The sequence below is a fragment of the Streptomyces sp. NPDC101178 genome (assembly GCF_044767965.1).
In the GTDB taxonomy this organism is placed as follows: Bacteria; Actinomycetota; Actinomycetes; order Streptomycetales; family Streptomycetaceae; genus Streptomyces.
Genome location: NZ_JBIWOZ010000006.1, coordinates 330017 through 349871 on the forward strand (window position 1 = coordinate 330017; position 19855 = coordinate 349871).

Consider the following 19855-nt stretch of genomic DNA (forward strand, 5'->3'; position numbering starts at 1 on the left):
GCGTGACCCGTACCGCTCCGGTGAAACCCGGCACGCCGGTGCCGGACACCGGCGGGAGGCGGCTTCCGCGCACCCTGCATCCACTCGCCTGGTGGATCTGGGCGCTGGCCCTCGCCACCGCCGTCAGCCGGACCAACAACCCGCTGCTGCTCTTCCTGGTCCTCGCGGTGCTCGGTCACGTCATCACCATGCGCCGCACCGAGGCCCCGTGGGCGCGGGGCTTCAAGTACTACCTCTATCTGGCGCTTACGGTGGTCGCGATCCGGGTGATCTTCCGGGCGGTCTTCGCCACGGGTATGCGCCCGACCGACCACCACCTCTTCTCGCTCCCTCACATTCCCACTCCGGACTGGTACGCGGGCATCCAACTCGGCGGCCCCGTCTCGCTGGAGGCACTGCTGTCGGCCGCCACGGACGGGCTCCGGCTCGCCTGCATGCTCTGCTGCATCGGCGCGGCCAACACGCTGGCCAACCCGAAGCGGGCGCTGCGCGTACTGCCGGGTGCGCTGTACGAGTTGGGGGTCGCCGTCACCGTATCGATCAGCGTGGCACCGCAGTTGGTGCAGAGCGTGCAGCGGGTCTCGCGCGCCCGCCGTCTGCGGGCCGGCCGCAACAAGGGGCTCAAGGCGTTGCGGGGCATCGTCGTGCCGGTCCTGGAGGACGCGTTGGAGCGGTCGCTGCGGCTGGCCGCGGCGATGGACTCGCGCGGCTACGGGCGGGCCGGCTCGGCCACGCGCGGATCGCGCCGGCTGACCGGGGCGCTGATGCTGGCGGGCATGTGCGGACTCTGCGCCGGAGCGTACGGGCTCCTCGATCCGACCGCGCCGAAGCTGCTCGGGCTGCCCGCGCTGGCGGCCGGTTCCGTGCTCTGCGTGGCCGGGCTGCGGCTCGGCGGACGCCGGGTGACGCGGACGACGTACCGGCCCGATCCGTGGCGGTTCGCGGAGTGGGCGGTGGCGTCCTGCGGGGTGCTCTCGGCGGTGCTGCTGTTCACCGACGTCGGTTACGACCCGGCCGCGTTGAACCCGTCCTTCCATCCGCTCAGCTGGCCGACACTGCCGCCCGTCCCGGCCGCCGCCATCCTGCTGGCCGGAGCCGCCGGGTTCCTGGCTCCGCCGCCGAGCAAGCCCGTCCCGTACGTCTCCGTACCGCGCACCGAGGAAGCCGCATGATCACCTTCGACCAGGTCACCGTGGAGTACGACGGGGCCGACGAGCCGGTCCTGCGGGAGGTGGACCTGGAGGTCGAGGAGGGCGAACTCTGCCTGGTGGTGGGCCATACGGGGGTCGGCAAGTCGACGCTGTTGGGCGCGGTGAACGGGCTGGTGCCGCACTTCACGGGCGGCACGCTGTACGGCACGGTCACCGTCGACGGCCGCACCACCGCCGACCATCCGCCGCGCGAGCTGGCCGATGTGGTCGGCGTGGTCGGGCAGGACCCGCTGGACGGTTTCGTCACGGACACGGTGGAGGAGGAACTCGCCTACGCAATGGAGCAGTTGGCGATCTCTCCGGCGGTGATGCGGAAGCGGGTGGAGGAGACGCTCGATCTGCTCGGGCTGGCGGATCTACGCCACCGGGCGCTGTACGAACTCTCCGGCGGCCAGCAACAGCGCGTCGCCATCGGCTCGGTCCTCACCGCGCACCCGCGCGTCCTGGTCCTCGACGAGCCGACCTCCGCGCTCGACCCGACAGCGGCGGAAGAGGTGCTGGCCGCGGTCACCCGCCTGGTCCACGACCTGGGCGTCACGGTGCTGCTGGCCGAACACCGGCTGGAGCGGGTGGTGCAGTACGCGGACCGGGTCATCCACCTCCCCGGCGACGGCCGCGTGGTGTCGGGGGCACCGGCGGACATCTTCACCACGTCGTCGATCGCGCCGCCGATCGTGGAGCTGGGCCGCGCCGCGCACTGGTCACCGCTCCCGCTCGCGGTCCGGGACGCCCGGCGCGCCGCCGCCCCGCTGCGCACCGCCCTGGCGACCACCGCACCCCCGCCCGTGCGCCTGCTGCCGGAAGAGCCGGGCCCGGCTCTGCTCACGGCGCGCGGGGTCACGGTGGCGTACCGGGGCGTGGCGGCGGTGCGCGAGGTGGACCTCGATCTGCGGGCCGGCGAGATCACCGCTCTGATGGGCCGCAACGGCTCGGGCAAGTCGTCGCTGCTGTGGGCGCTCCAGGGCTCGGGCCCGCGCAAGTCCGGTACGGTACGTGTCGACCGAGGAGACACGCAGGGCTCGCGCGACCCCAAGTCGCTCTCCGCCGCCGAGGCCCGGCAGCTCGTCGGCCTGGTCCCGCAGACCCCGACCGACCTCCTCTACCTGGAGAGCGTCAAGCAGGAACTCGACCAGGCGGACACCGAGTCGGCGGTACGGGAGGGCCACGGCCTCTCCGCCCGCGCGATCCTGGACCGGCTGGCGCCCGGCATCGACGGCGCGACCCACCCGCGCGACCTCTCCGAGGGCCAGAAGCTCGCGCTGGTCCTGGCCATCCAGCTGACCGCGGCGCCCGGAGTCCTGCTGCTGGACGAGCCCACCCGCGGCCTGGACTACCGGGCCAAGACCCAGCTGATCGCGATGGTCGACGAACTGGCCGCCGAAGGGCGGTCGGTGGTGATCTCGACCCATGACGTCGAGTTCGCGGCGCGGGCGGCCGACCGGGTGGTCGTGATGGCCGAGGGCGACATCGTCGCGGACGGCCCGACCACCGAAGTGATCGTCGCCTCACCGGTCTTCGCCCCGCAGGTGGCGAAGATCCTGTCGCCGCTGCCGTACCTGACGGTCAATCAGGTAGCCGCCGCGCTCCCGGCCGGGGAGGCGGGCGCATGACAGAGCTTCCGCCGCTCACCGACCGCCCGGCCGGCGCCATCCGCATCGGTCCGCGCGCCGGGATCGTCATCGCCCTGGCCGCGTTCCTCGGCCTGGTCGCCTTCTTCTGGCCGTTCCTGGTCGCCCCGGGCAAGCTGGGGGCCAACTACGCCCCGCCGCTGATCTTCGGCGTCCTGCTGGTCCTCGTCCTGTGCGTGGTGATCTCCGAGATCTCCGAGGGCGGCATCAACTCCAAGGCGCTGGCGATGCTCGGGGTGCTCTCCGCCGTCAACGCGGCGCTGCGGCCGCTCGGCGCGGGCACGGCGGGGATCGAGACGGTGTTCTTCGTCCTGGTCCTGGCGGGCCGCGTCTACGGTCCCGGCTTCGGCTTCACGCTGGGCTGCACATCGCTCTTCGCCTCCGCGCTGATCACCGGCGGGGTCGGGCCGTGGATGCCGTACCAGATGTTCGGCTGCGCGTTCGTCGGCATGCTCGCGGGCCTGCTGCCGCGCGCCACGGGCCGCCGCGAGGTGATGATGCTCGCGGTCTACGGCTCACTCTCCGGCTACCTCTTCGGTTTTCTGCTGAACCTGTCCTTCTGGCCGTTCTCGGTGGATCCGAACAGCTCCATCGCCTACCTGCCCGGCCTCCCCTTCACCGAGCAGTGGCAGCGCTACCTCGCCTTCGACGTGGCGACCTCGCTGGGCTGGGACACCGGGCGGGCCGTCACGAACTTCCTCTGCATCACCCTGGCCGGCCCCGCGGTCCTCACCACGTTCCGCCGGGCGGCCCGCAAGGCCCGCTTCCGGGCTCCGGTGCGGTTCGCGGGGCCGAAGGCACAGGGCCCGCGGTAGACCCACGGTAGATTCGGGGACACCGCAGGAACGGGGATCACTTCTCTGGGGGGAAGTCGTGGACTGGGGAACGCTCGTCGCGACGGTCAGCGGTGGCCTCATCGCCATCTCGGGGACCGTACTGGCCGACCATCTGCGTCGGCGCCACGAGAACGACCGCGAGGCGGCGGAACGGCGGCGCGCGGTGTACATCGAGTTCATCTCGGCCGTCGGGGACTGCCACTCCCGGCTGCGGCAGATCGCCCAGGACCAGGACACCGCCACCGACCCGGACCGGGCCGCCCGCGCGGCCCTGAGCGAGGCCGCCGTCCACGAGGTGCGGGAGCGGTTCTTCATCGACGCGTCGGCCGATGTGGCCGGTGCGGGCCAGGCGATGTTCGCGCAGCTGCGGGCGGTCCAGCGCGTGGTGGCCGCGGGCGCCGGGCACACGTCCGCAGCCTTCCACGATGCCTACCACCCCTACCTGGACCGGGTCTGGGCCTACCGGGTCCAGGTGCGCAAGGAGCTGCGGGACCGGACGTTCTCACCCGCGTCCTTCGGGTGGGCGGACTGGGACGGCAAGGACCGCTGCCCGATATGCCGGGATGAGCTGACCGTGGGGCGCGATGGGCGATGAACGTACAGTGCGATCATCGCTTTTTACCCGACCTCGCAACGGTTGCAGCACCGCTTGAGATGCGACAAGCCGACAATATCCGCAAGCCGCGAATGGGCGGGCGTACCCACGGACCGTTGCTTTCCGAGGGACATTCCTGCCAGTAGGCGCTCCGTCGAGGCCGGCGGGGTTCTCGGTCCGGTTGATGCACCGCACCATCAGTTGCGGGATCTCGTCGGGTGTGATCCGAGGACCGGTCGGAGGCGCCTGCTGGACGGCGTACGTGATGCCGCCGTGGCTCGTGGCGGCCTGCACGACCGGGCCGTGGACGGTGCCGGAGAGGTCGTTCCGCGCGACGGTGTGGTGGGACCCGTCACCGGCGCCCGGGACGCTCACCTGGCGCCTGGTTCCGGCCGGGGAACCGCCGCACCCCCGCCGTTGAAAGTCAGCCCGGAGATGTCGTGCCCCTGGATCACCTGGCCGTAGTACGTCCCGCCGTTGGTGCTGTTGTTGACCGTGACGGTGGGTGCGGGCGGCTGGTCCGGGGCCAGTTCGTCGAGCAGGCTCCGCAGCTCCCGCTCGGCCTCCGGGTTGTCGCGCAGGGCCCGGCGGAGCCTGACGCGCCACTCCGCGGCGATGTCCGCGGCCCCCTCCTCGTCGCCGCTGCCGCGCGCCGCCATCAGCTCCGCGCGGGACTGCTCCAGCTCGGCGTCCACGTCCTCGCTGTCCCCGCCGCGCGCCAGAAACCGGGCCACCCGGCCGCGCACCTGGTTCCACGCCTCGGTCGCCATCAGCCCCACGAAGGCGCTCGCTCCTGATGCCGCCAGCGCCGTCAACTCGGCTTCCACCGGACCCCCCTCTGCCTCACCCGTCACCGTGCGGACACGTAACCCGTCCCTGGTGCAACCGTAAAGAGCGAACAGTCCCATCGGAAGCGGAATCGGGGGTGCGGCGCCGTGCAGTTCCGGCCATGTCGGCCGGGGCAGCTGTGCACCGGGGCGTGTGGCGGGCGCGTACGCAACCGTGAGCAGCCCCGGTGCGTGATGATGGAGGAAGGGCCCGACGCGGCAGCGCTCCGCCGGGACGGCCGGCCGGTGCCCCGGAAGGACGGTCGTCGCCATGTCCGCACCCCTCCGCAGGGCCACAGCCCCCCGGACGCCCGTGACCCCCCGGTCGAAGACCCCGGCCGCGGCGCTGATCATGGCGCTCCTCCTCGTCCTCCTCGCGGCCGGCTGCACGGGCGGCGGTTCGGCGCCCGACAGCCGGAGCAGTGGTCCGTCCGGTACGGGGGCGGACGCCGAGGTGCTCGCGGTGAAGATCGACAACGTGGTGCCGGCCCGGCCGCAGACCGGTCTCCAGCAGGCGGACATCGTCTACGTCGAGCAGGTGGAGGCCGGGCTCAGCCGGCTCCTCGCGGTCTACTCCTCCGAGGTGCCGCCGGTGATCGGGCCGGTCCGCAGCGCCCGGGAGACCGATCTGGAGCTGCTGCGCCAGTTCGACCGGCCGGTGCTCGCCTTCTCGGGGGCGCAGAGCAGGCTGCTGCCGGCCATCGAGCGCGCGCCGCTCGACGCCGTACCGCCGTCGGCCGCGCCCGGGGCGTACTTCCGGGGGTCCGAGCGGCCGGCGCCGCACAACCTCTACCTGCGGCCGGAGCGGATTCCGTACACCGCTTCGGGGACCGGAGCCGTGGCGGCGCTGGGGCTGCGGTTCGGGCCGGCGCCGTCCGGCGGGAGCGCCGAGGAGAGCCGCACGGTCCGCTTCCCGTCCGCGCGCACCACCTTCACCTGGTCCGCCGAGCGCGAGCGGTGGCTGGTCGCGATGGACGGCTCGCCGGCCCGTGGGAGCGAGGGTGGACAGCTCGGGGCCGCCACGGTGATCGTGCAGGAGGTGACCGTACGTCCGTCGTCCCTCGGCGACCGGTCCGGGAACAACACGCCGTTCACCGAGACCGTGGGGTCGGGGTCCGCGCAGGTGCTGCGGGACGGCAAGGCGTACGGGGCCCGGTGGACGCGGCCCGCGGCGGACGCGGACACGCGGTTCACCACGCCGGACGGCGGGCGGATCGACCTGGCCGAAGGGCCGCTCTGGATCGTGTACGAAGCCCGCTGAGACTCCGGCGGAGGTCGGACCGGGCCGTCCTCCGCCGGAGTGGTGCTACTGCCAGACCTTGATGTAGTCGACGCTCAGCTTCTGCGGGAACCGGCTGGTGGTGTCCGGCGGACCCGGCCAGTCACCGCCGACCGCGTTGTTGAGGATCAGGAAGAAGTCGTGGTCGAACACCCACGGTCCGCGGGTGCGCTCCAGCTCCTCCCGGTCGACCCGGAACGACACCTGGCCGTCGACCCGGAACGTCATGCCCGTGCTGTTCCAGTCCACCGAGAAGGTGTGGAAGTCGTCGGCGTAGTTCGCGCCGCCGGGCAGGGAGTGCGGGCCTCCGTAGCCGGCCGCGCCGTTGTAGGCGGGTGCGTGCAGGGTGGAGTAGGTGGTCTTCGGCTCCTTGCCGACGTGTTCCATGATGTCGATCTCGCCGGTGTAGGGCCACGGGCGCCCCTTGTCGAAGTAGTCCGCGCCCAGCATCCAGAACGCGGGCCAGAGCCCCTGCGTGCCGGAGACCTTGATGCGCGCCTCGACCCGGCCGTAGGTGAACTGGAACTTCCCGTAGGTGTTGAGCCGCGCCGAGGTGTACTGGCAGGTGGTGCTGGAACTCAGCGGGTCGCGCGGGCAGGACGAGCCGGGGGTGACTTCGCGGCGGGCCTCCAGGACGAGGTTGCCGTTGCCGTCCTGAGCGGCGTTCTTGTTGTTCGTGTAGTACTCCAGCTCGTTGTTGGGGCCGGTTCCGGTCTCCGGGACCCACTTGGCCGGGTCGGGTGCGGCGCCGGCGGGGCCGTTGAACTCGTCGCTGAAGACCAGCCGGTCGTAGGTGGGTTCCGGCGGCAGCGGCGGTGCGGGGATCGGCGCGCCGCCGGTGCCCCAGACCTGGAACTCCCAGAGCGAGTAGCCGTACTGGCCGCTGCGCTGGGTGGCGTACAGGCGTACGTGGCGGCCGGTGCCGGTGACGTTCAGGGTCTCCTTGAAGCCGGTGCCGGTGGTGGTGGAGTGGATCGTCCGCCAGTCGGTTCCGTTGTCGGAGACCTCGATGCGGTACGCGCGGGCGTACGCCGGGTCCCACTGGAGGACCACGCGGTGGATCTCGGCGCGGGCGCCGAGGTCGACCGCGATCCAGCCGGGGTCGGTCCAGCCGCCTTCGGGGCTGGTGGCCCAGCGGCTCGCCGGGTCACGGTCGAAGGCCTTGTCCGGGCCGCACTGCCAGCAGGTGCCGTCGTGCTGGGAGGTGGAGGCGGAGCCGGTCTTCCCGTACGAGAGCAGGACGTCGCCGCCGGGGCCGGTACCGCCGGTGGTCGAGTAGACCTGGAACTCGTGGAGGGAGTAGCCCCACGGGGTGGCGCGCTGGGTGCCGACGAGCCTGATGTAGCGGCCGGTTCCCGAGACGGTGAGCGTCTCGACGCCTCCGGTGCCGGTGGTGGTGGAGTGGATCGTCGTCCAGTCGGTGCCGTTGGCGGAGAGTTCGATCCGGTAGCCCTTGGCGTACGCGGCCTCCCAGTCCAGGACGACCTGTCCGACGGCCGTGTCCCTGCCGAGGTCGATGCGGATCCACTGGTTGTCGCTGAACTCGCTGGACCAGCGGGTGCCGCGGTTGCCGTCCACGGCGTTGGGCGCGGTGAACGGGCCTTCGGCGCTGGAGGCGGTGGCCGGCTTGCCCTGCGAGACGAGGGCGGGGGCGGCGACGGCCCGTTCCGGGGCGAGGGCCACCGCGAGGGTGAACAGGAGGGCCACCGCGGCCATGACGGCCACGGCGCCTCGAAGCCGTGGTGTTCCACGGGCATTCATGTGAGCTCCTTGCTCTGTAGCGGGATGAAGGCCGAGAGAGCGCTCCCCGCAGTGGGGAGCGTGGCGGGAGTCACGCCAACCGTCAAGGGGTTACGGGGCAGTTGACCCGGACACCTGAAGAGCCTCGTCCGACTTGTCCCGTCGGATTGCCGCCAACTCCGTTTGCGCTTTCAGGAGATGAAACATCAGGCACGCCAGGAGGCCGGCCCCGGCGATCCTGTGCACAACTCTTGACGCGACCGAAACCCGGGAGAATCATTCGGCTACCGAGAGAGCGCTCTCTTTCTTCGCCGGGAGCGCGTGCCACCCCCGCCTCCCGCCCCCCGCACAGCTGACACCTCAGGAGATCAGGACATGTCTGTTGCCCTCGTCAGACCCTCGCGGCCCCCGGCGGCCGCACTTCACCGACGGCGCGGAATCGGCTTCGCGCTGGTGACCGCCCTGGTCGCGACTCTGCTCGGCGTCCTGCAGACCGCTCCGGCACAGGCCGCGCCCGTCCTGCTCTCCCAGGGCAGCCCGGTGACCGCCTCCAGCCAGGAGAACGGCGGTACGGCCGCCGGCAACGCGGTCGACGGCAACCCCGGCACCCGCTGGTCCAGCGCGTTCTCCGACCCGCAGTGGATACGGATCGACCTCGGCTCCCCGGCCGCGCTCAGCCGGGTGGAGCTCTCCTGGGAGACCGCGTACGCGAAGAGCTACCGCATCGAGACCTCCACCAACGGCACCACCTGGACGAACGCCTACTCCACCACCACCGGCCAGGGCGGGAACGAGACGCTCACCGTCTCCGGCGAGGCCCGTTACGTACGCCTCACCGGTACCCAGCGCGCCACCGGATACGGCTACTCCCTCTGGGAGTTCAAGGTCTTCGGTACGCGGGACGGAGGCGGCGGGCCGCAGATCCCCGGCGGTGGCGATCTCGGGCCGAACGTCCATGTCTTCGACCCTTCCACGCCGGACATCCAGGGCAGGGTCGACGCGATCTTCCGGCAGCAGGAGTCCGCGCAGTTCGGCAACGGCCGGCACGCGCTGCTGTTCAAGCCCGGTACGTACAACAACATCAACGCGCAGATCGGGTTCTACACCCAGATCGCGGGCCTCGGCCTCCACCCCAACTCCACCACCTTCAACGGTGATGTGACCGTGGACGCGGGCTGGTTCAACGGGAACGCCACGCAGAACTTCTGGCGCTCGGCGGAGAACCTCACCCTCAATCCGGTCAACGGCACCAACCGCTGGGCCGTCTCGCAGGCCGCGCCGTTCCGCCGCATGCACGTCAAGGGCGGCCTCAACCTGGCCCCGAACGGCTACGGTTGGGCCAGCGGCGGCTACATCGCCGACAGCAAGATCGACGGCACCGTGGGCCCGTACTCCCAGCAGCAGTGGTACACCCGGGACAGCTCGGTCGGCGGCTGGACCAACGCGGTCTGGAACATGACCTTCTCCGGGGTGCAGGGCGCGCCCGCGACCAGCTATCCGAACCCGCCGTACACCACGCTGGACACCACTCCGATCTCACGGGAGAAGCCGTTCCTCTACCTGGACGGCAGCGAGTACAAGGTGTTCGTGCCGGCGAAACGCGTCAACGCGCGCGGTGTCTCCTGGGACGGCGGGAACCAGCAAGGTGAGTCCATCCCGCTGAACCGCTTCTACGTCGTCAAGCAGGGCGCCACCGCGGCGACGATCAACGCGGCGCTCGCGCAGGGCCTCAACCTGCTGTTCACGCCCGGGGTTTACCACATCGACCAGACGATCAACGTGAACCGCGCCAACACCGTCGTGCTCGGTCTCGGGCTCGCGACGATCATCCCGGACAACGGCATCACGGCGATGAAGGTCGCCGACGTCGACGGCGTGAAGCTGGCCGGCTTCCTCATCGACGCCGGTCCCGTCAACTCGCCCACGCTGCTGGAGGTCGGCCCGCAGGGCGCCTCAGCCGACCACTCGGTCAACCCCACCACCCTCCAGGACGTGTTCATCCGCATCGGCGGCGCGGGCCCCGGCAAGGCGACCACCAGCCTGGTGGTCAACAGCGACGACGTGATCATCGACCACACCTGGATCTGGCGCGCGGACCACGGCGAGGGCTGGGGCTGGGAGACCAACCGGGCCGACTACGGCCTCCGGGTCAACGGCGACGACGTGCTGGCCACCGGGCTGTTCGTCGAGCACTTCAACAAGTACGACGTCGAGTGGTACGGCGAACGCGGCCGCACCATCTTCTTCCAGAACGAGAAGGCGTACGACGCCCCCAACCAGGCGGCCATCCAGAACGGCACCACCAAGGGGTACGCGGCCTACCGGGTCGACGACTCGGTGAACCAGCACGAGGGCTGGGGCATGGGCAGCTACTGCTACTACAACGTCGACCCGACGATCATCCAGGAACACGGCTTCAAGGCACCGGTCAAGCCGGGCGTGAAGTTCCACAACCTGCTGGTCGTCTCGCTCGGCGGCAACGGGCAGTACCAGCACGTGATCAACAACATCGGCTCGCCCACCTCGGGAACGTCGACGATCCCTTCGACCGTCGTCAACTTCCCCTGACCCAAGAGGTGGACGGCAGGTGGACCGGCCCGGTGTCCGGCGGCCCGGACCGGTCCACCCCGCCGTGACGGCGGAAGCCCTCCGGTGGACGTGACCGCGGGCATGGGCGCGCGTGCCGGAGGCCCCGCACCACCACCTCCGGCACGCGCCCCCTACGGCTGCACCACGATCTTCCGCCCCACCCCCGCCTTGAACTGGTCGATCGCCTCCGGGTACCGCTCCAGCGGCAGCCGGTCGCTGATGAAGACCGCCGGATCCAGCACGCCGCTCGCGAAGAGCGCGGCGGCCCGCTCAAAGCTGTGCAGGACCGCCATCGAGCCGGTGATGGTGATCTCCTGGTTGTAGATCCGGTACGGCTCGATCACCGCGGTCGTGGCGTAGTCGGCCACCCCGAACTGGAGGAACGTACCGCCCTTGGCGACCCGGCCCAGGCCGTCCTGGATCGCTCCCGCGTTGCCGGTGGCGTCGATGACCACGTCCCAGCCGCCGGGCCGGTCCAGCTCCTCCGCGCGGGCGGCCGCACCCGTGCAGCCGAGGAGTTTCGCGGTCTCCAGGCGCTGCGCGTTGATGTCCAGGACCTCCACCGACGCGGCGCCGGTGCGCTTGGCCAGCTCCAGCATCATCAGGCCCATCGTGCCGGAGCCGTAGATGAGGACCTCGGCACCCAGGTTGCCCTTCAGGACGTCGTAGCCGCGAACCGCGCAGGAGAGCGGCTCGATCAGGGCCGCGTCGCGGACGTCGATGTGCTCGGGCAGTTTGACGCAGTTGGCGACCGGGGCGACGGCGAACTCGGCCGCTCCGCCGGGGACGGTGACACCGATCGCCGCCCAGTTGTCGCAGAGGTTGCCGCGGCCGGAACGGCAGTAGCGGCACTCGTGGCAGTGCAGCGAGGGATCGACGGCCACCTTGTCGCCGACGGCCAGCTCGGTGACGCCGGTGCCGACGGCGACGATCTCACCGGCGAACTCGTGGCCCGGGACGATCGGCAGGGTGGGGGCGAACTCGCCCTGGAGGATGTGGAGATCGGTGCCGCAGAGCCCGCAGGACGCCACCTTCACGACCACGTCCCGCCGGCCGGGCGTGGGGTCGTCGACCGTGGTGACGGACACCTTGCCGGGGGCCTCGACGATGGCTGCCCTCATTTGACTGCTCCCAGTGAAAGGCCCTGGACGAGTTTGTCCTGGGCGGCGTAGCCGGCGATGAGCACCGGCAGGGACACGACCACGGACGCTGCGCACAGCTGGGCGAGGAAGAGGCCCTGGCTGGTGACGAAGGTGGTCAGGTGGACGGGCGCCGTCCCGGCGACCACGCCGGTCAGCACCCGGGCGAACAACAGCTCGTTCCAGCTGAAGATGAAGCAGATCAGAGCTGTCGCGGCGATGCCGGGGGCGGCGACCGGGGCGACGACGCGGCCGAGGACCGTCGGCAGCCTCGCTCCGTCGACCTGGGCCGCCTCGATGATGGAGACGGGCACGTCGGCGAGGAAGGACTGCATCATCCACACCGCGATCGGCAGGTTCATCGAGGTGTAGAGCAGGACGAGCAGCCAGATGTTGTCCAGGAGCCCGGTGTTCTTCGCGAACAGGTAGATCGGCAGCAGACCGGCGACCACCGGCAGCATCTTGGTGGAGAGGAAGAAGAACATCACGTCGGTCCACTTGCGCACCCGCCGGATGGAGAGCGCGTACGCGGCGGGCAGCGCCAGCAGGAGCACCAGCAGCGTGGAGAACAGTGACGCCGTGAGGGAGTTGACCAGCGGGGGCCAGGGGGTCGGGCCGCCTCCGCCGCCGAAGAAGGTGCGGTAGCCGTCGAGCGTCAAGGCGGCTGCCAGCGACGGCGGGTTGGTCGCCGCATCGGCCTCCGAGTGGAAGGAGGTCAGCACCATCCACAGGGCGGGCAGGCAGAAGACGAGGCCTACGGCCCAGGCGGCCAGGCCGAGGACGGTGGAGCGCCTGCGGGCGCGGGCCGTCGGCGCGGTGGCCTTCGCGGTGGCTCGGGTGCGGGTCGGTGCTGCGGTCGAGGCGCTCATGCGCGGCTCGCCTCCTCACGGAAGAGGGACGAGACCACCCGGAGCGCGAAGGTCGCGATGATCACGGTGCCGATCACCACGACCACGCCCACGGCGGACGCCAGTCCGTACTCATGGGCCCGGTAGAAGGTCTCGTAGACGGTGTACGGGAGGTTGGCGGTACCGAGGCCGCCCGCAGTGATGGTGAACACGGCGTCGAAGTTCTGCACGATGTACACCGAGCCCAGCAGGACGCCGAGTTCGAGGTAGCGGCGCAGGTGCGGCAGGGTCAGGAAGCGGAACATCTGCCAGGGTCCGGCGCCGTCGAGGCGGGCGGCCTCCATCATCTCGGCGGGGCGGCTCTGCAGTCCGGCCAGCAGGATCAGCATCATGAACGGCGTCCACTGCCAGACGAGGGCCGCGGCGACGGCCATCAGCGGCATCTCGGAGGTCCACTCCGGCTGTGCGATCGACTCGATGCCGAAAAGGTTGCCGAACCAGGTCAGCACACCGTTGAACAGGCCGTATTCGGGGTTGTAGAGCGCGTGTTTCCAGAGCAGCGCCGCCGAGACCGGCACGATGAGGAACGGCGTGATGAGGAGGGTGCGGACGAAGCCGCGGCCGAAGAAGGTGCGGTCCAGGAGCAGGGCGAAGGCGAGGCCGAGTGCGACGCTGACGATCACGACCGTCGCGGTGAGCAGGACGGTGGTGAGGACCGATTCGCGCAGGGCCGGGTCGGTGAAGACGGAGCCGTAGTTGGCGAATCCGGTGAAGTGGCGCTGGTCCGGCTTGAGCGAGTTCCAGTCGAAGAAGGAGATCACCAGCGTTGCCACGAAGGGCAGTTGGGTGACCACGATCAGGAAGACGAGGGCGGGGAGCAGCGGTGCGCGGGTCGCCCAGGCCTTGGCTCTGCTGCCGGTGGGGCGCTTGCCGGGCGGGGCCGGCCGGGGCGGGGTCGGCCGTACGGCGGTGGTCGTGGTCATCGGTACTCCTCCGCTACCTTCTCGGCCAGCTTCTGGGAGGTGGCGAGTGCGGCGTCCACCGACTGGCGGCCCGCGATGGCTGCGCTGATCTCCTGCGCGACCTTGGTGCCCAGGTCGGTGAACTCCGGTACGCCGACGAACTGGATGCCAGCCGTGGGGCGCGGCTGGGTGCCGGGGTTGTTGGGGTCGGCCTCGGAGATGGCCTGCTGGGTGACGTCGGCGAACGCCCCTGCCTCCTTGCGGTAGTCGGGGTGGGCGTAGGTGGTCGCCCGTTTGCCCGCGGGGACGTTGGACCAGCCGCTGGTGGCGCCGACGAGCTCCTCGTACTCCTTGCCGGAGGCCCAGGAGATGAACTTCCAGGCGTCGTCGGCCTTCTTGGAGGCGTTCTGCATGCCCCAGGCCCAGGTGTAGAGCCAGCCGGAGCTCTTCGTCTGCTCGACGGGGGCCGGTACGTAGCCGATCTTGCCCTTGACCGGGGAGTTCTTGGCCTCCAGCGATCCGGCGCCGGCGGTGGCGTCGTACCACATGGCGGTCTTGCCCTGGGTCATGTTGTTGAGGCATTCGGCGTACCCGGACTGCGGGGCGCCGAGCTCTCCGTGTTCGCGTACCAGGTCGACGTAGAACTTGGTGGCCTTCTTGAACTCCGGCGAGGTCAGCTGCGGTTGCCAGTCCTCGGTGAACCAGGTGCCGCCCATGGTGTTGACGACGGTGGTGAGCGGGGCGATGACCTCGCCCCAGCCGGGCAGGCCGCGCAGGCAGATGCCCTTCATCCCGCGCTGTGATCCGTCGGTCTTCGCGGCGAGTTCGGCGACCTCCTTCCAGGTCGGTTTGGCGGGCATGGTGAGCCCCTCCTTCTCGAAGACGTCCTTGCGGTACATCAGGAAGGAGGACTCGCCGTAGAAGGGCTGGGCGTAGAGCTTGCCGTCCTTGTGGGTCAGCGACTCGCGCAGCGGCGGGAGGATGTCCTGCTGGTCGAAGTCCGGGTCGGCGTCGACGTATGCGTCCAGCGGGCGCAGCCAGCCGTTCTCGGCGAAGAACGGCAGCTCGAAGTTGGAGATGGTGGCGATGTCGTACTGGCCGGCCTGGTTGGAGTAGTCCTGGCTGATCTTGTCGCGGACGTCGTTCTCGGGGAGCACCGTGAAGTGGACGGTGATGCCGGTCTCCTTGGTGAAGTGCTCCTTGGTGAGCTTCTGCAGTTCGACCATCTGCGGGTTGTTCACCATCAGGACGTTGAGGGCGTCACCGCCCCCGAAGGAGGTCCCGCCCGCTCCCGCGCAACCGGTGGCGAGGAGGGCGAGTGCCGTGGCGGTGGCGGCCGTGCGCGGCAGGCGGTGGCGTGGTCCGTGTCGTCGGCGGGGGTGAGGGCGCATGGGGACTCCTGATCAGTCGTAGCGGCTCGGTGATCGGGTCGTGCAAGTCGGGGGGTACGGCGCGGGGCGTGCGGGCAGGGCGAACCGCGCCCCGACGGGGGCGGGGCGCGGTGATCTCTGGGTGGTGCGGCCGGTACGGGACCGGGGCGGCCGGTCAGACGCGGATGACCTGGGGGCCCATGAGGGAGTAGCGCTGGGCCTCGGCCGAGGAGAGCCCCGCGTCGGTGACGATCGTCTCGAAGTCGCCGACACCGGCGAACCGGCAGAAGCTCACCGCGCCGAACTTGGAGTGGATCCCGGCGAAGACCCGGCGTCGGGAGCTGCGCATGGCCTGGGCCTTGACCTCGCTGACGGCCGGGTCGGGGGTGGTGAGGCCGTACTCGCGGGAGATGCCGTTGGCACCGACGTACGCCAGGTCGATGACGAAGCCGGCGAGCATCTTGGAGGCCCAGTGGTCGACGGTGGCCATGGTGGAGCCGCGCACCCGGCCACCGAGCAGCAGGACGGAGATCTTCTCCGCGTCCGCGAGGACGGTGGCGACGGCCAGTGACGCCGTGACCACGGTCAGCGGCCGGTCCCGGGGGAACGCCTCGGCGACGAGCTGAGGGGTGAAGCCCTCGTCGACGAAGACGGTCTCGGCGTCCCCGAGCAGATCGGCGGCGGCGGCCGCGATCCGCGACTTCTGCGGGACGTTACGGGTGGTGCGGACCGCGAGCGTGGTCTCGAAGCCCGCCGACTCCACCGGGTAGGCGCCGCCGTGGGTCCGGCGGACCAGACCGTGCTCCTCCAGTACGTGCAGATCGCGGCGGACGGTCTCCTTGGCCACCTTGAACAGCGTTGCCAGGGCGTTCACCTCGACCGATCCGTCCCGGCGGGCGGTGTCGAGAATTCCCCTGCGGCGTTCGTCGGTGTCCACGACACACATCCCTGGCTCTTGCGGTGGCACGGTTCAGGCGGCGACCCGGTCCGTTCGGGCCCATGTGACGTTTTTACAAGCAGGTCAGCCGCTCGACCAGGCTCTTCGCCCCATCCCCTCTGCCCGTTCATGCCCGTTTCCGTCGGCGAACCGTCGCTGGTCACACCGGTACCACCGGGCTTTCCGGGCGCTTGCGGTGTCCGCTCCACCGGTTTTCGCGCCCGATCCGTGCCCGAACGCGGGGAACGGTGCCCGTTCGCCGCGGAACATCAGGCGACCGGCTCCTCCTCCAGGCCTTCCAGGCTGTCCATGAAGGAGCTCACCGAGAAGACCGCGCGGCCGGGTCCTGCCGGGCCGTAGCCGGGCGGGGAGTTGAGGCCGAACTCCTCCAGCGTCGCCCGGTACGCCTGGAGCAGGCGGATGTGGTACTCCAGCGGCGCGCCCAGCGGGTTGGCCTTGCCGAGCGGGGTGGTGGGCTCGGGGCACCAGGTGGTGAAGCGCGGCACGACCCCGTTCGACATGAAGAACCGCAGTCCCTCGGTGGTCGAGTCGATGGCCTCGCTCACCTTGGTGAAGCCGAAGGGTTCGGCCATCTCGATGCCCGCGACGAAGTTCGGGATGACGTTGCGCGGGCCGAACACCTCGGCGGACTCCAGGATCCGGCGGTGCCACTCGTCGCGGCCGACGTACCGCTCCTTCCCCGGGCAGTGCAGCTGGAAGAGGCGGCGGTCCCACACCTCGAAGTTGGGGTGGTAGATGCGGATGCCGTAGTCGTGGAAGCGCTGCACGTCCTCGCGGGGCAGCGCCTGGGCCACCACCTTGCCGGTCCAGCGGCCGGGGAAGCGCTCCTCGATGGCCTTGGCGTAGTGCCCGTAGAAGTCGGCCTCGTCGCGGCCGGCGACCTGGGAGGTGATCGAGCCGCCGGTGAGCGTGTAGGCGCGGGAGACTCCGGCGGTGTCGTACCGGTCGATGATCTCCAGGGCCTCCAGCACCTCCTCGACCGGCTTGACCCCGGTGTACGGGCGGCCGGCCGCCTTGTGCTGGCGCCAGTTGTGGTTGATGTCGCAGAACTGGCACTCCTCCTTGGCGCCGAAGTACTGGCACACCCGGAAGACCGTCAGATAGATGAGGTAGCCCCACTGGATGGTCGGCGCGACCTCCATGACGGACTTGCCGTTGGAGAGCTGGTGGCGGTAGTACTCCGGCATCGGCGGGAGGCCGACGTCCGCGATCCGCGCCCCGTCCAGGTAGAGGCCGAGCGTCCCGTCCTCGCCGCCGCGCACGACGTACGGGGAGTCGGGGTTGACGCGCACCGACACGACCGTGCGGCGCAGCCCGTAGGGGCCGCCGGTGAGGACGACCTCCTCGGGCGGCCGGTTGAGCGCGGCGGCGCCGAGCTCGGGCAGGGTGCGGTGGTCGAAGGAGAAGATGAAGTACGACTTCGGCTTCACGTCACCGGTGGCCCCGCCGATGGATCCGCTGAGCGCGGACTCGTCGAAGGCCATGCCGCCGCGCAGCAGGTCCTCCTTGATCACGGCTTCACGGGGTACCTCGGGGAAACGCCCCATCAGGTCCTCGACCAGTGCCGTACGACTGCTGCTCGGCATGTACGCGAACCTCCGAAAGTCACCCCACCGCAACGGCGCGCGCACGGGTGGGCAGGTCTTGTCCAGTCAGCTGGCAAGCCTACGCCAACACCTTTCGCCACCTGCATTGACCAGCGGAAAACGGATCCAGGAGGCCCTTCGGCCCCGATCCGGGGCGGCCCGCAGGGACGGGACGCACACGCCCCGGTCCACCACAGCCCGGCCCCGGTCGCGGTCGTGCCCTTCGAGTGAGCCGTACGTCCTCGCCCGCCGCCCCGCTCAGCGGGGAGCGGCATCCTCCGGGGCGTCGTCCACGATGATCCGGCGGCCGGTGGTGCGGCGGGATGTGAGGACCATGACGTACTCCCGGCCCTCCCCCGCCCAGGGTGCCGAGTACGCCGTCTCCCTCAGGCGGCGCGCTTCGTCCTCGTCCTCCACGGCCCGGACGGTTCCGACGAGCAGCACGCTCCAGCCCTTGCTGAAGGCGTCGTCGATGTGGTCGGTCTCGAAGGCGATCTCCGTGCCCGCCGCTCCGGCGAGCGGAGAGCGGTCGCCGGTGAGGAACATGACCTCGCCGTCGAGCACCTGGTAGTTGACCGGCAGGAGGACGGGCCCGTCACCGCCGGTCAGCGCCACCCGGCCGACGCCGTGGTCGCCGAGGAGCTGCCGGCATTCGGTGTCGTCGAGTTCGACCATCCGGGCCTGCCGGGCCGCCCGCCCGAGTCCGCCCGGCAGGTCCATGGTCCCGCCGGCCAGCTCCGGGACCGTGGTCTCCAGCGCGTCGGCGAGCCGGAGGAGGAAGCCGATGCCGGGGGTGGCGGACTGCTCCTCCACGTACTGGATGTAGCCGGGTGCGGCGCCCGCCCGCAGGGCCACGTCCTGCCGGGTCAGATCGAGTTGGAGGCGGCGCGCCGCGACACGTCGGCCGATGTCGCCTCGGGGCGGATGCGGTGGTCGGGACATCGTGTGGTCCTTCGGCTCGTCGGGGCGGGGCCCTACGTGCCCACGCTAACGAGAGCCCGCACCACGCGCAGTCCGGAAGCCCATTAGGTTAGGCTCACCTATGCATGAGGGTTCCGCCCCTTCCCATCCCCTCCCACCAGGAGATGTTCATGCGCCTCGCGGCCGATGGCTCCGATCCCTCCGCCCCCTCAGGCGCCCCGGACGCCGAGAGCCCCTTCGCTCCCTTCGGGCTGCCCGGCAAACCCGGCACCGACGCGTTCTGGGCCTCGGCGCGCACGCCCGCGGCGGTCCCTGACGGTGACGGCTGGACGGCACTGTTCCTGTGGCGCGGGTCTCCGGCAGAGCTGGACTTCGAGAGCTGGTCCGGACCGGTCCCGCTGCGACGGTGGGGCGCGACGGACTGCTGGTACGCGGAGGTGTCCATGCCCGCGCGGCTGCGGGTGACCTACCGCCTCCTCGTGGACGGGGAACCCCGCGCCGACCCGCTCAACCCGGCCGGGGCGGGTGGCGACCGCTCCATCTCCGCGACCCCGGACGCCCCGCCCCAGCCGCACTGGCCCGCCGTCGGGCCGGACGACGTCCTGCCGCTCCCGGAGACCCGGCTGCGCTGGAGCAGCGAGCGGCTCGGCGGGCGGCGGACCGTGCGCGTCCATCCGGTGGGCGGCGGCGGTCCGGTGGTCCTGCTGCTGGACGGGGACGACTGGCTGTACCTCCATCCGGCGATGACCGCCTTCGCGTCCGCCGTGGCCGCCGGTGAGTCCGAGCCCGTCACGCTGGTGTTCCTCCCGGCCAAGGACCGGGAGGCCGAGTTCACCTGCCGCCCGGAGCTGTGGGAGGCGGTCCGGGACGAACTGCTGCCGCTGGTGGCCGGATCCGGTGTCCGGGCCGACCTGGACCGGCTGGTGGTCGCCGGGCAGAGCCTGGGCGCTCTGAGCGCGCTGTACGCGGCGCTGACGTTCCCGGAGCTGGTCTCCCGTATCGCCTGTCAGTCGGGGTCGTTCTGGTGGGCGCCGGGCGCCGGGGAGCTGCCGGACCCGCTGGGCGGTCCGGTCGGCGGGACGATCGCCGGACTCCTGCGCGGCGGAGCCGACCTGTCCCGGCTTCGGTGCGCCTTCGACGTGGGCGAGCACGAGGCGCGGATGCTGCCGCACTGCGAGCTGGCCGAGTCGCTCACCGAGCGGGCCGGTGCCACCGTGCGCGTCTCACGCTCCGCCTCGGACCACGACCGGGCAGGGTGGCGGCAGGCGCTGCTCAGGGACGTCGCCTGGGCGCTGGGCTGAGGCACCGGCAGGGGCGGGGGCGGGGGCGGCTGCCGTACGCCGCTGGGTCCCCGCCCCTCCCCCCG

General features: G+C 71.0%; 16 protein-coding genes. 7 read left to right on the forward strand and 9 right to left on the reverse strand.

Features of this window, described 5'->3' with window-relative positions:
* Positions 1 to 2 precede the first annotated feature (2 nt).
* The 4 genes from ACIRR8_RS19675 to ACIRR8_RS19690 are packed head-to-tail and all read left to right on the forward strand — an operon-like array spanning position 3 to position 4270.
* Complete coding sequence (locus tag ACIRR8_RS19675) at positions 3 to 1172, forward strand: energy-coupling factor transporter transmembrane component T (protein ID WP_404066166.1); 1170 nt, start codon at positions 3 to 5, stop codon at positions 1170 to 1172.
* Positions 1169 to 2821, forward strand: a complete 1653-nt coding sequence (locus tag ACIRR8_RS19680) for an ABC transporter ATP-binding protein (RefSeq protein WP_404066169.1) — start codon at positions 1169 to 1171, stop codon at positions 2819 to 2821. Before ACIRR8_RS19675 ends, ACIRR8_RS19680 begins: the two co-directional genes overlap by 4 nt.
* Positions 2818 to 3654: an ECF transporter S component gene (locus ACIRR8_RS19685; protein ID WP_404066172.1), complete on the forward strand. Its 837-nt coding sequence runs from the start codon at positions 2818 to 2820 to the stop codon at positions 3652 to 3654. The genes ACIRR8_RS19680 and ACIRR8_RS19685 overlap by 4 nt, the downstream gene beginning before the upstream one ends.
* A gap of 58 nt (positions 3655 to 3712) precedes the next feature.
* Positions 3713 to 4270, forward strand: coding sequence for a CchlQ (locus tag ACIRR8_RS19690; RefSeq protein WP_404066175.1), 558 nt, complete (start codon positions 3713 to 3715; stop codon positions 4268 to 4270).
* A 371-nt stretch (positions 4271 to 4641) separates the two neighbouring features.
* Here the strand turns inward: ACIRR8_RS19690 and ACIRR8_RS19695 are convergent, their stop codons facing one another.
* Positions 4642 to 5097, reverse strand: coding sequence for a hypothetical protein (locus ACIRR8_RS19695; protein ID WP_404066178.1), 456 nt, complete (start codon positions 5095 to 5097; stop codon positions 4642 to 4644).
* A 271-nt stretch (positions 5098 to 5368) separates the two neighbouring features.
* On the opposite strand from ACIRR8_RS19695, the gene ACIRR8_RS19700 reads away from it, so the two are divergent.
* Entirely contained in the window at positions 5369 to 6358 is a 990-nt protein-coding gene (locus tag ACIRR8_RS19700; protein WP_404066181.1) for a DUF3048 domain-containing protein, read from the forward strand.
* Positions 6359 to 6403: 45 nt separating this feature from the next.
* Here the strand turns inward: ACIRR8_RS19700 and ACIRR8_RS19705 are convergent, their stop codons facing one another.
* Entirely contained in the window at positions 6404 to 8137 is a 1734-nt protein-coding gene (locus ACIRR8_RS19705) for a discoidin domain-containing protein (RefSeq protein ID WP_404066183.1), read from the reverse strand.
* 354 nt (positions 8138 to 8491) lie between these two features.
* On the opposite strand from ACIRR8_RS19705, the gene ACIRR8_RS19710 reads away from it, so the two are divergent.
* On the forward strand, positions 8492 to 10684 hold the full coding sequence (locus tag ACIRR8_RS19710) for a discoidin domain-containing protein (protein ID WP_404066186.1): 2193 nt from the start codon (positions 8492 to 8494) through the stop codon (positions 10682 to 10684).
* Positions 10685 to 10836: 152 nt separating this feature from the next.
* On the opposite strand, the gene ACIRR8_RS19715 is transcribed toward ACIRR8_RS19710, so the two are convergent.
* The 7 genes from ACIRR8_RS19715 to ACIRR8_RS19745 form a co-directional block, all read right to left on the reverse strand.
* Entirely contained in the window at positions 10837 to 11826 is a 990-nt protein-coding gene (locus tag ACIRR8_RS19715) for a zinc-dependent alcohol dehydrogenase family protein (RefSeq protein WP_404066189.1), read from the reverse strand.
* Positions 11823 to 12713 carry a carbohydrate ABC transporter permease gene (locus ACIRR8_RS19720; protein WP_404066192.1) on the reverse strand — a complete coding sequence of 297 codons (891 nt, stop codon included), beginning with the start codon at positions 12711 to 12713 and terminating at the stop codon, positions 11823 to 11825. The genes ACIRR8_RS19715 and ACIRR8_RS19720 overlap by 4 nt, the downstream gene beginning before the upstream one ends.
* Positions 12710 to 13675 carry a carbohydrate ABC transporter permease gene (locus tag ACIRR8_RS19725; protein WP_404066194.1) on the reverse strand — a complete coding sequence of 322 codons (966 nt, stop codon included), beginning with the start codon at positions 13673 to 13675 and terminating at the stop codon, positions 12710 to 12712. Before ACIRR8_RS19725 ends, ACIRR8_RS19720 begins: the two co-directional genes overlap by 4 nt.
* Positions 13672 to 15045 carry an ABC transporter substrate-binding protein gene (locus ACIRR8_RS19730; protein WP_404066196.1) on the reverse strand — a complete coding sequence of 458 codons (1374 nt, stop codon included), beginning with the start codon at positions 15043 to 15045 and terminating at the stop codon, positions 13672 to 13674. Before ACIRR8_RS19730 ends, ACIRR8_RS19725 begins: the two co-directional genes overlap by 4 nt.
* A 154-nt stretch (positions 15046 to 15199) precedes the next feature.
* A complete protein-coding gene (locus ACIRR8_RS19735) occupies positions 15200 to 15961 on the reverse strand; it encodes a DeoR/GlpR family DNA-binding transcription regulator (protein ID WP_404066199.1) in 762 nt (253 codons plus the stop codon).
* A gap of 269 nt (positions 15962 to 16230) precedes the next feature.
* A complete protein-coding gene (locus tag ACIRR8_RS19740; protein WP_404066201.1) occupies positions 16231 to 17568 on the reverse strand; it encodes a radical SAM protein in 1338 nt (445 codons plus the stop codon).
* A gap of 258 nt (positions 17569 to 17826) precedes the next feature.
* Positions 17827 to 18510, reverse strand: a complete 684-nt coding sequence (locus ACIRR8_RS19745) for a helix-turn-helix domain-containing protein (protein ID WP_404066203.1) — start codon at positions 18508 to 18510, stop codon at positions 17827 to 17829.
* A 149-nt stretch (positions 18511 to 18659) separates the two neighbouring features.
* Between ACIRR8_RS19745 and ACIRR8_RS19750 the strand changes: the two genes are divergently transcribed.
* Complete coding sequence (locus ACIRR8_RS19750; RefSeq protein WP_404066206.1) at positions 18660 to 19790, forward strand: alpha/beta hydrolase-fold protein; 1131 nt, start codon at positions 18660 to 18662, stop codon at positions 19788 to 19790.
* Positions 19791 to 19855 lie beyond the last annotated feature (65 nt).

Bases quoted from the DNA above. Each gene is read 5' to 3' on its own strand.
- ACIRR8_RS19725 (WP_404066194.1), bottom strand. From the start codon at position 13,675: ATGACCACGACCACCGCCGTACGGCCGACCCCGCCCCGGCCGGCCCCG.
- ACIRR8_RS19705 (WP_404066183.1), bottom strand. From the start codon at position 8,137: ATGAATGCCCGTGGAACACCACGGCTTCGAGGCGCCGTGGCCGTCATG.
- ACIRR8_RS19730 (WP_404066196.1), bottom strand. From the start codon at position 15,045: ATGCGCCCTCACCCCCGCCGACGACACGGACCACGCCACCGCCTGCCG.
- ACIRR8_RS19750 (WP_404066206.1), top strand. From the start codon at position 18,660: ATGCGCCTCGCGGCCGATGGCTCCGATCCCTCCGCCCCCTCAGGCGCC.
- ACIRR8_RS19720 (WP_404066192.1), bottom strand. From the start codon at position 12,713: ATGAGCGCCTCGACCGCAGCACCGACCCGCACCCGAGCCACCGCGAAG.
- ACIRR8_RS19715 (WP_404066189.1), bottom strand. From the start codon at position 11,826: ATGAGGGCAGCCATCGTCGAGGCCCCCGGCAAGGTGTCCGTCACCACG.
- ACIRR8_RS19710 (WP_404066186.1), top strand. From the start codon at position 8,492: ATGTCTGTTGCCCTCGTCAGACCCTCGCGGCCCCCGGCGGCCGCACTT.
- ACIRR8_RS19740 (WP_404066201.1), bottom strand. From the start codon at position 17,568: ATGCCGAGCAGCAGTCGTACGGCACTGGTCGAGGACCTGATGGGGCGT.
- ACIRR8_RS19680 (WP_404066169.1), top strand. From the start codon at position 1,169: ATGATCACCTTCGACCAGGTCACCGTGGAGTACGACGGGGCCGACGAG.
- ACIRR8_RS19685 (WP_404066172.1), top strand. From the start codon at position 2,818: ATGACAGAGCTTCCGCCGCTCACCGACCGCCCGGCCGGCGCCATCCGC.
- ACIRR8_RS19700 (WP_404066181.1), top strand. From the start codon at position 5,369: ATGTCCGCACCCCTCCGCAGGGCCACAGCCCCCCGGACGCCCGTGACC.
- ACIRR8_RS19745 (WP_404066203.1), bottom strand. From the start codon at position 18,510: ATGTCCCGACCACCGCATCCGCCCCGAGGCGACATCGGCCGACGTGTC.